The following is a 9,059-nucleotide window of genomic DNA, read 5'->3' as shown; positions in this document are numbered from 1 at the left end:
GTATGAAAACGACGTATAGAATATAGTATGTTTGTTATTATGCCTATTATGGTTTTTGTCATCACAGGGGGCAATGTGTATGAAAAAGAAACAGCAACACGATTCAACTGCCCCTGATGAACGGTCAACGAGAGGTACTCTCTTGAACGCCGTTGTCGTAGCCGGTTCTCTGGGAATGACGCTGTTTGTGTGCATCTGCACAGGCGTGTTTTTGGGGAAGTGGCTGGACGAAGTGCTGGGTACGTCGCCGTGGGGACTGATTTTCTGTTCCCTCTTAGGTGCAGTTAGCGGATTCTGGTCATTGTACAAGCGGGTGTTGTCCAGTATAGACGGCGATTCCCGTCATTCCTCTGACCATAACGCGCAGGAGGGACGATGGAAGAATTCATAACCTATGTCAAGGCAACGATATGCAAGCTGGCTGGTCTGACCTGCATCGGTACGGCAGTGCTTGCGGCGATGGGAGAGTTTTCGTATGCCCTGGGATGGTGTATAGGAAGCGGGATTAACATCCTGTATTTTGTGATGCTGAGCAGCCGTTCGGCCCGGGCCCTGCGCCTGCCGCCGCAGCAGGCTGTCGCCTTCATTCGCGGCGGTGCTGTTCTGCGGCTGCTGACAGTGGCCCTGGTACTTGGTGTGCTTTCCCAGATTCCTGCTGTTTCTATTGGTGCGGCAGCTGCCGGTATCCTGTCGTATCGACTGGTTATCGTAGCAGATGCGCTGTTCCGATATCTTCATAATTCGCAAGAAAGGAGGTAGTAGCATATGGAATTACATGCAGGACATCATGTAGTCGTACAGCTCCTGGGAATGAATGTCAACCTGGATACGCTGATGATGACCTGGCTCGTAGCCGCCCTGGTTATTATTGTAACGGTCTGCGCAACCCGCGGGCGGGCTATGGTCCCTTCGGGACTGCAAAACGCGATGGAAATTGTCGTAGAAGCACTGCTGTCCCAGTTCAAGGCAAACCTGGGACCTAAGTATGGACAAGTCGTATCGGTTTTGCTGACGATGTTCTTCTTTATTCTGTTCTCCAATGAGCTGGGACTTTTGCCCAGTCCTCATATCCTGGCATCGCCGACAAATGACTTGAATACGACCGTTGCGCTGGCCTTGGTTTCTTCATTTTTGGTGCATTTTATGGCATTGAAGAATCAGGGCTTTAAAAAGCATTTCAAACACTTTTTCAAGCCCTTTGCGCCATTCGTAGTCATTAACCTGATGGAAGAAATTACCAAACCGCTGACGCTGTCATTCCGTCTGTTCGGCAATATCCTGGCCGGCGAAATTCTGCTGGAAGTTTTAAACTTCCTCGTGCCTGTAGGCATTCCCATGATCTGGATTACATTCAGTCTGGTAATCGGCCTGATACAGGCGTTTATTTTTACGATTTTGACGACATCCTATTTAGCTCCGTCTTTTGCTGAAGACTAGGATGGCGTCATTGTATCCGTACACAAACGATATTTAGGAGGGTTTATAATTATGGAAAAAGCGATCGTATTGGCATTATCTGCATTTGGTGCATGCTTGGGTATTGGGCTGGCCGCACTGGGCGCTGCTATTGGTGACGGCAACGCTGCTTCGAAGATGCTCGAAGGCACGGCTCGTCAGCCGGAAATGGGCGGCAAACTGCTGACTAACTTCCTCATTTCTGTAGGCTTGATTGAATCTATGCCTATTATTGCTGCCGTTATCGCCATCGTATTGGTATTCGCCAATCCGTTTGTCAGCATGCTCTAAGACCATGACAGTGGATCATATCCATTGCAGACGGGGAGGGAATTCTATTGGTTAGTTTAAATGGTACGTTATTGTTCCAGATCCTCAACTTTGTAGTATTAGTTGTTATATTGGCAAAATTTGCGTATAAACCGCTGCTGAAGACGCTGGAAGACCGGCGCAATAAGATTGCGTCCGATCTGGACGGTGCTGCCAAGGCCCGTAAGGAAGCGGAACAGCTGAAGGCCGATTATGAAGCGCAGATTCGCGATGCCCAGGCCCAGGCTCAGGCTATCGTCGATAAGGCTGTCAAGCAGGCGGACAAGCAGGCACAGGCTCAGCTCGATGCGATTCGTGAACAGATTCAGCGGGAAAAAGAAATTGCCCAGGCTGAAATTGCCAACGAACGGGAAGCGGCTATCCGGGAAATGCGAAACGAAGTAGTGACGCTGTCTATGGCTGTGGCAGAAAAGCTGCTGAAGAAAAATCTCGATAGCGACGGCAATGCCGCATTGATTTCCGACTGCATCAAGCAGATCCATACGCGCAGCGCAAAGGGGAATTAACGATGATTCCGGAAGTCATATACAGCAAATACAGCCAGGCTATGTTTGATATTGCCAGCGAGCAGAAAAAACTTGATGAGTTTGGTTCGCAGCTGAAGGCTGTTCGCGATGGAATGCAGGAAAATCCGGATTTATGGAAATTTATCTGCCATCCTCTCGTACAGGCCAGTGTCAAAAAAGATACGCTGAAACAAATCTTTTCCGGCGATGTATCACCGCTGGTTATGCAGTTTTTATATGTCATGATTGACCGCCGCCGCGAAGCTGCCATCATTCTTGCCATTGACGGATTTATAGACTTGGCTCGGGCCGCACAGGGGATTGAAGTCGCGAAGATTCGCGTCGTCAAACCGTTGGCGGCACAGGAGGAAGCAAAGCTTCTGGCAGGATTGGAAGCGATGACCGGCAAGAAGATAGAACCATTGTATTATATGGATCCATCTATTATTGGCGGCGTTGTCGTTCAGATTGGCGACAGATTAATCGACGGAAGCCTGCGGCGCCAGCTTCAGGATATGAAGCACTCGTTACTGCAGACAGACGTTATGAATGAGGTGACGAACGAATAATGAACATGAAGCCAGAAGAAATTACGGCTATAATCAAGAAACAAATCGAAGATTATCATGTGGAAATGAATGTCGACGACGTCGGTACGGTCCTTGAAGTCGGCGACGGCATTGCCCATGTCTACGGTTTGGACAAAGCCATGTCCGGGGAATTGCTGGAACTGCCGCACGGCGTGTACGGCCTGGCAATGAACCTGGAAGAAGATAATGTCGGCGCCGTATTGCTCGGCGACGATTCGCTCATTAAAGAAGGCGATACGGTACGGCGGACAGGTCACGTTATGAGCGTTCCTGTCGGTGAAGCCATGATCGGCCGTGTTGTCAATGCATTGGGGATGCCTATTGACGGCAAAGGCGAAATTAAGACCAAGGAAACACGCCGCGTTGAAGTGCAGGCTCCTGGGATTGCCGACCGGCAGCCCGTTAAAGTGCCTCTTCAGACAGGGTTAAAATCCATTGACGCCATGGTTCCTATTGGCCGGGGACAGCGTGAACTGATCATCGGTGACCGTGGTACCGGGAAGACCGCCATTGCTATCGATACGATTCTGAATCAGAAAGACAGTGGCGTTATCTGCGTATACGTAGCCATTGGCCAGAAAGCATCGACCGTTGCCCGTGTAGTCCGCACGCTGGAAGAACACGGCGCCATGGCGTACTCCATCGTTGTTGCCGCTACGGCTTCCGAAGGGGCGCCGCTGCAGTACCTGGCACCGTATGCCGGCGTATCCATGGGTGAATATTTCATGCACCAGGGAAAAGACGTACTCTGTGTATACGATGACTTGTCCAAGCATGCTCAGGCATACCGTGCCATGAGTTTGCTGCTCCGTCGTCCACCAGGACGTGAAGCCTATCCAGGCGATGTCTTTTACTTACATTCCCGTCTGCTCGAACGGGCAGCCAAGCTGTCTGATGAACTAGGCGGCGGCTCTATTACGGCCCTGCCGATTATTGAAACTCTTGCCGGTGACTTGTCGGCATATATTCCGACAAACGTTATTTCCATTACAGATGGTCAGATCTTCCTGGAAACAGAAGCCTTCAACTCCGGTATTCGCCCGGCTATTAACGTCGGCCTGTCCGTATCCCGTGTCGGTGGTTCCGCACAGATCAAGGCCATGAAGAAGATTGCCGGTACGCTCCGTCTGGACCTGGCGCAGTATCGTGAACTGGCCGCCTTTGCCCAGTTCGGTTCCGACCTGGATAAGAATACGAAAGCCCAGATCGACAAAGGTGAACGGACCATGCAGCTGCTCATTCAGCCGCAGTATCAGCCAATGCCTGTTGAAGATCAGGTCATGCAGATTTACCTGGCCGTCAAAAACTACCTCATGCCGGTTCAGGTGGAAGACGTACAGCAGTTTGTTAACGGATTCATTCCGTTTATGCATGCAAATTATCCGGAAGTCGGCGAAAGCATTAAGAAGACAAAGGAACTCGGCAAGGATATGGAAGCTGCTCTGCAAAAGGCGATTGGGGAATACACGAAGCAGTTTGGTACGAACCATGAACTGATTAAAGAGGAGGAATAGTGTATGCCGAGTGCACGCGAAATAAACCGGCGGATTAAATCCGTCACGAATACCCAGCAGATTACCAAAGCAATGAAAATGGTATCGTCTGTACGACTGCGCCGTGCACAGGATAGGGCCTTGGCTACGGCTCCGTATACTGCAAAGATTGAAGGCATGCTGCAGCGCCTGTCTGCTGCCGCTCCCGATGATGGCATTGCACTGTTTACGCCTCATGACAGCGTCACCAAAACATGCTATATCATTGTCGGCGCCGATAAAGGCCTGGCAGGTGCCTTTAATTCCAATATCAACAAAGCCATGGTCGATGTGCTGAAAAATAAGCCGCGCAGTGCGTCTTATCTTATCGTGTCCGGCCGTAAGCCTGCGGAATACCTGAAGCATCTCCGCGTTGTTCCTGATCAGCGGTGGAGCGGATTTTCCGATAAGCCGCAGCTTGTTCATGCGCAGAAAATTGCCCATTTGGCAACGAAAAAATTCCTGGCTGGTGAAGTGGACGAAGTGTATATTATTTATACGAATTTCAAGTCCGCTCTGTCTCAGGAAGTGCGCACCGTCAAGATGCTGCCTATTACGCCGCAGGATCATGCTGACGCCAAAGGACCGAAAGAAGAGTATTTATTTGCTCCCGACGCGCAGACCGTATTGGAAACACTGCTGCCGCAGTATCTGGACATGCTCGTGTACAACAGCCTTCTCCAGTCGGCAGCCAGCGAACTTGGCGCGCGCATGACGGCTATGACGTCGGCAACGGATAATGCCGGTGAACTCATTGAAAAACTGACGGTTCACTACAATAAGGTCCGTCAGGCCGGCATTACGAATGAACTGACAGAAATTGTCAGCGGTGCCAATGCATTGCAGTAATCGGGCTGGTTTGAAATTAAGGAAAGAGAGGAGTATCTCTTCATGAATAAGATTGGTAAAGTAGTTCAGGTCATCGGCCCGGTCATTGACGTGCGGTTTGACTCTGAAGCCGACTTGCCTTCCATTTACAATGCCATTCATGTTACAGGCGGGGAAGGCAGCCAGGCGATTGACCTGATTGCAGAAGTTATGCAGCACTTGGGCGACGACGTTGTCCGCTGTGTTTCCATGAGTTCTACAGATGGCCTTGTCCGCGGCATGAAAGCGGAAGATACAGGCGGACCGATTAAGGTTCCTGTCGGCAAAGGCGTGCTGGGCCGTATCTTCAACGTTCTGGGCCAGACTGTAGATAAAGGGGAAGAAAAGGTAGAAGCCGATGCCTATTGGCCGATTCACCGTCCGGCGCCGAAGTTTGAAGACCAGGCGACGGGCACGGAAATTCTGGAAACAGGCATTAAAGTCGTCGACTTGATTGCGCCTTATGCCAAAGGCGGTAAAATCGGCCTGTTCGGTGGTGCCGGCGTCGGCAAGACCGTCCTCATTATGGAACTGATTCATAACGTAGCAACCGAACACGGCGGCTATTCCGTATTCACCGGCGTTGGTGAACGTACCCGTGAAGGCAATGACCTGTGGAATGAAATGAAGGAATCTGGCGTTATCAGCAAGACCGCCTTGGTATACGGCCAGATGAACGAACCGCCTGGAGCCCGTATGCGTGTCGGCCTGACGGGCCTTACGATGGCTGAATATTTCCGTGATAAAGAACATCAAGACGTACTGCTGTTTATTGATAACATTTTCCGTTTCATTCAGGCCGGTTCGGAAGTATCGGCACTGCTGGGCCGTATTCCGTCAGCCGTTGGTTATCAGCCGACACTGGGCACAGACGTTGGCGCCCTGCAGGAACGGATTACATCGACAAAAGAAGGGTCCATTACATCCGTACAGGCCGTATATGTACCTGCCGATGACCTGACTGACCCGGCTCCTGCCGCTACATTTGCTCACCTGGATGCGACGACCGTTCTGTCCCGTCAGATTGCCGAACTGGGGATTTACCCGGCTGTCGATCCGCTGGATTCGACGTCCCGTATTCTGGACCCGCACATTATCGGCGAAGACCATTATCACACAGCCCGTGCGGTCCAGGAAATTCTGCAGAAGTACCATGATCTGCAGGATATCATCGCTATTCTGGGGATTGATGAACTGTCAGAAGAAGATAAGCTGACTGTTGCCCGGGCCCGTAAGATTCAGCGTTTCCTCAGCCAGCCTTTCGCTGTTGCCGAACAGTTTACAGGTCAGCCAGGCCGGTATGTAACGCTGAAAGACACCATTGCCGGCTTTAAGGAAATTCTGTCCGGCAAATGCGACGATATGCCGGAACAGGCCTTCTATATGGTAGGCAATATTGAAGAAGCATATGAAAAGGCCAAGACGCTGAAAGGAGAATAGCGTATGGCAGAACAGGGTAAAACGTTTCGGCTGGAAGTGATTACGCCAGACGCTGCCGTACTGCAGGAAGACGTGGAGTTTGTTGCCGTTCGCGCACTGGACGGCGAGCTGGGCATTATGCCGGGCCATGCGCCGCTCATTGCTTCTCTCGACATCTGGCCTCTGGCCTATGAAGCTGGCGGAAAGCGGCAGAGACTGGCCGTTTCTTCCGGATTCCTGGAAGTGAACAACAACAACGTCACCGTCGTTACGCCGGCAGCGGAAAAACCGGCTGACATTGATGTGCATCGCGCTGAAGCAGCGAAAAAACGCGCTGAAGACCGGCTGAAAAGCCACAGCGAAGATATTGATGTCGAACGGGCAGAAGTAGCCCTCAAGCGGGCCTTGTGCCGCCTGGACGTAGCACAGGACTAACGTGTACAGCCTTTGAAACGATATAAAGACGGATTCCTCTGCACCGGTACATCAGACCGGTGCAGGGGGGTCCGTTTTTTCTATTTATCCCGGTCCGTATCTATGATACAATACAATGAGAACATGAGAGACTAGAGTGAAAGGATGGGAACAGGTGAAAACGTTTTTAGAAGATGCAAGAATTACGGTGAACGAAGCCATTATTCCCGACGTATGGCGCATGGTATTTCATGCACCGCAGATTGCGGCACAGGCTCAGCCTGGTCAGTTTGTCAATATGCACAAAGAGGGGGGCACGACCTTCCTGCGGCGGCCCTTTGGCATTGTCGATGCCGATACGGCAACGGGGATGGTGACGATTATTTATCGCATTGTCGGCAAGGGAACGGCAGAAATGCAGGCCATGAAGGCCGGCGACGTCATCAGTGCAGAAGGGCCGCTGGGCAAGGGGACCTTTTCGACGGCTCCCGGGAAAGTCCTGCTCGTCGGCGGCGGCGTAGGGCTGGCACCGCTCATTTTCCTGGCCAAACGGCTGGATAAGCCAGTCGTGCTCGTTGGCGGCAAGACCGCGGCGGAAACGTTCTGGACGAAATTCTTTGAACCTTATGCCGCACAGATTTACGTGACTACTGACGATGGAACTGCGGGCATGAAAGGCTTTGCTGTCCAGGCAATGCCGCAGATTTTTGCGGACCACACCATTGACCGCGTGTCTACGTGCGGGCCGACGATGATGATGAAGACCATTGCCGAAGCGTCAGCTGCTGCCGGCGTAGCCTGCGAAGTGTCCATGGAAAAGCGCATGGCCTGTGGAATTGGTGTCTGTCTGGGCTGTACCTTTGAAGGAAAGCAAAGCGGCAAACGGCGTAAAGTCTGTGCAGACGGCCCGGTATTTCCGGCAAAGGAGGTTTTCTGATGGATACGAACAGAATTGCCGTAACATTTGCCGGCATTCCCATGAAGACACCGGTCATGGGAGCTTCCGGCACCTTTGGCTTTGGCCTGGAATATGCAGATTTTCTGGATATTGACGGCATTGGCGCCATCATTTCCAAAGGGATTACGCCCCTGCCGCGGCCTGGCAATCCCGGCGTGCGCGTCGCTGAAACGCCGGCAGGGATGCTGAACTGCATTGGTCTGGAAAATCCCGGCGTCGCCGTGTTTAAACAGGATATTCTGCCGAAAGTAGCAGTCCATGACACGCCGTTTATCGTCAATATTTCGGCCGGTTCTGCCGAAGAATACGGCGAACTGGCAGCCCAGCTGGATGTAGACGGCGTCACGGCTCTGGAAGTGAATATTTCCTGCCCCAATGTCAAAGAAGGGGGCATCGTATTTGGTACGCAGCCGGAAGCAGCAGCAGCGGTGACGAAAAGTGTCAAGACCCATACGTCCAAGCCGGTTATTGTGAAGTTATCGCCGAACGTAACGGATATTACGGTTATGGCAAAGGCCGTGGAAGCTGCCGGCGCCGATGCCATTTCTCTCATTAATACGCTTACCGGCATGGCTATCGACATTCATACGCAAAAGCCGCTGCTCGGCAATATTACAGGCGGTCTGTCCGGCCCGGCTGTCAAGCCCGTAGCGCTGCGCATGGTCTGGCAGGCAGCACAGGCCGTGCAGATTCCCGTACTGGGCCTGGGCGGGATTGCGTCGTGGCAGGACGCCATTGAATTCATGCTGGCCGGCGCCAGTGCCGTCGCCGTAGGGGCCTATAATTTTGTCAATCCCCGGGCCGTAGCGGAAATCGCCGCCGGCATGGACCAGTACTGCCGCGACATGGGAATTTCCCATATCAGCGACATTGTCGGCAAGATTAACGAATAATCTTGTGGCACCTATGGGGCTGCCAACAGGCATGACGATGAAAAATAAATTAATACTAAATTAGTAGACCATTGTCTTGACAGTATGTTTAGCAA

At 51.9% G+C, this 9,059-nt stretch carries 12 protein-coding genes; all 12 read left to right on the top strand.

Annotated elements, in window-relative coordinates:
* Positions 1-79 precede the first annotated feature (79 nt).
* The 12 genes from Q3886_RS06200 to Q3886_RS06145 all read left to right on the top strand — a co-directional run bounded on the left by Q3886_RS06200 (position 80) and on the right by Q3886_RS06145 (position 8,964).
* Complete coding sequence (locus Q3886_RS06200) at positions 80-391, top strand: AtpZ/AtpI family protein (protein WP_301860341.1); 312 nt, start codon at positions 80-82, stop codon at positions 389-391.
* Entirely contained in the window at positions 376-759 is a 384-nt protein-coding gene (locus Q3886_RS06195; RefSeq protein ID WP_301860339.1) for an ATP synthase subunit I, read from the top strand. Before Q3886_RS06200 ends, Q3886_RS06195 begins: the two co-directional genes overlap by 16 nt.
* A gap of 6 nt (positions 760-765) precedes the next feature.
* Positions 766-1,437, top strand: coding sequence for a F0F1 ATP synthase subunit A (atpB, locus tag Q3886_RS06190; RefSeq protein WP_301860338.1), 672 nt, complete (start codon positions 766-768; stop codon positions 1,435-1,437).
* Positions 1,438-1,488: 51 nt separating this feature from the next.
* Positions 1,489-1,746, top strand: a complete 258-nt coding sequence (atpE, locus tag Q3886_RS06185; RefSeq protein ID WP_301860336.1) for a F0F1 ATP synthase subunit C — start codon at positions 1,489-1,491, stop codon at positions 1,744-1,746.
* Positions 1,747-1,793: 47 nt separating this feature from the next.
* Positions 1,794-2,291, top strand: coding sequence for a F0F1 ATP synthase subunit B (gene atpF, locus Q3886_RS06180; RefSeq protein ID WP_301860335.1), 498 nt, complete (start codon positions 1,794-1,796; stop codon positions 2,289-2,291).
* Between the two features lie 2 nt (positions 2,292-2,293).
* Positions 2,294-2,860, top strand: coding sequence for an ATP synthase F1 subunit delta (gene atpH, locus Q3886_RS06175; protein ID WP_301860334.1), 567 nt, complete (start codon positions 2,294-2,296; stop codon positions 2,858-2,860).
* The gene (atpA, locus tag Q3886_RS06170) at positions 2,860-4,395 is read left to right on the top strand and encodes a F0F1 ATP synthase subunit alpha (protein WP_301860333.1); all 1,536 of its coding nucleotides are present in this window, start codon (positions 2,860-2,862) and stop codon (positions 4,393-4,395) included. The genes atpH and atpA overlap by 1 nt, the downstream gene beginning before the upstream one ends.
* A 3-nt stretch (positions 4,396-4,398) precedes the next feature.
* A complete protein-coding gene (atpG, locus tag Q3886_RS06165; protein WP_301860332.1) occupies positions 4,399-5,262 on the top strand; it encodes an ATP synthase F1 subunit gamma in 864 nt (287 codons plus the stop codon).
* A 42-nt stretch (positions 5,263-5,304) separates the two neighbouring features.
* Positions 5,305-6,720 carry a F0F1 ATP synthase subunit beta gene (gene atpD, locus Q3886_RS06160; RefSeq protein WP_301860331.1) on the top strand — a complete coding sequence of 472 codons (1,416 nt, stop codon included), beginning with the start codon at positions 5,305-5,307 and terminating at the stop codon, positions 6,718-6,720.
* 3 nt (positions 6,721-6,723) lie between these two features.
* Positions 6,724-7,134, top strand: coding sequence for a F0F1 ATP synthase subunit epsilon (locus Q3886_RS06155; RefSeq protein WP_301860330.1), 411 nt, complete (start codon positions 6,724-6,726; stop codon positions 7,132-7,134).
* Positions 7,135-7,288: 154 nt separating this feature from the next.
* On the top strand, positions 7,289-8,050 hold the full coding sequence (locus Q3886_RS06150) for a dihydroorotate dehydrogenase electron transfer subunit (RefSeq protein WP_301860329.1): 762 nt from the start codon (positions 7,289-7,291) through the stop codon (positions 8,048-8,050).
* Positions 8,050-8,964, top strand: a complete 915-nt coding sequence (locus Q3886_RS06145; RefSeq protein ID WP_301860328.1) for a dihydroorotate dehydrogenase — start codon at positions 8,050-8,052, stop codon at positions 8,962-8,964. Before Q3886_RS06150 ends, Q3886_RS06145 begins: the two co-directional genes overlap by 1 nt.
* Positions 8,965-9,059 lie beyond the last annotated feature (95 nt).

Origin of the sequence: uncultured Megasphaera sp. (genome assembly GCF_958350005.1) — a bacterium.
In the GTDB taxonomy this organism is placed as follows: Bacteria; Bacillota; Negativicutes; order Veillonellales; family Megasphaeraceae; genus Megasphaera.
Note: the sequence above shows the minus strand (reverse complement) of the source record. Positions and strands in the feature narration are given on the sequence as shown.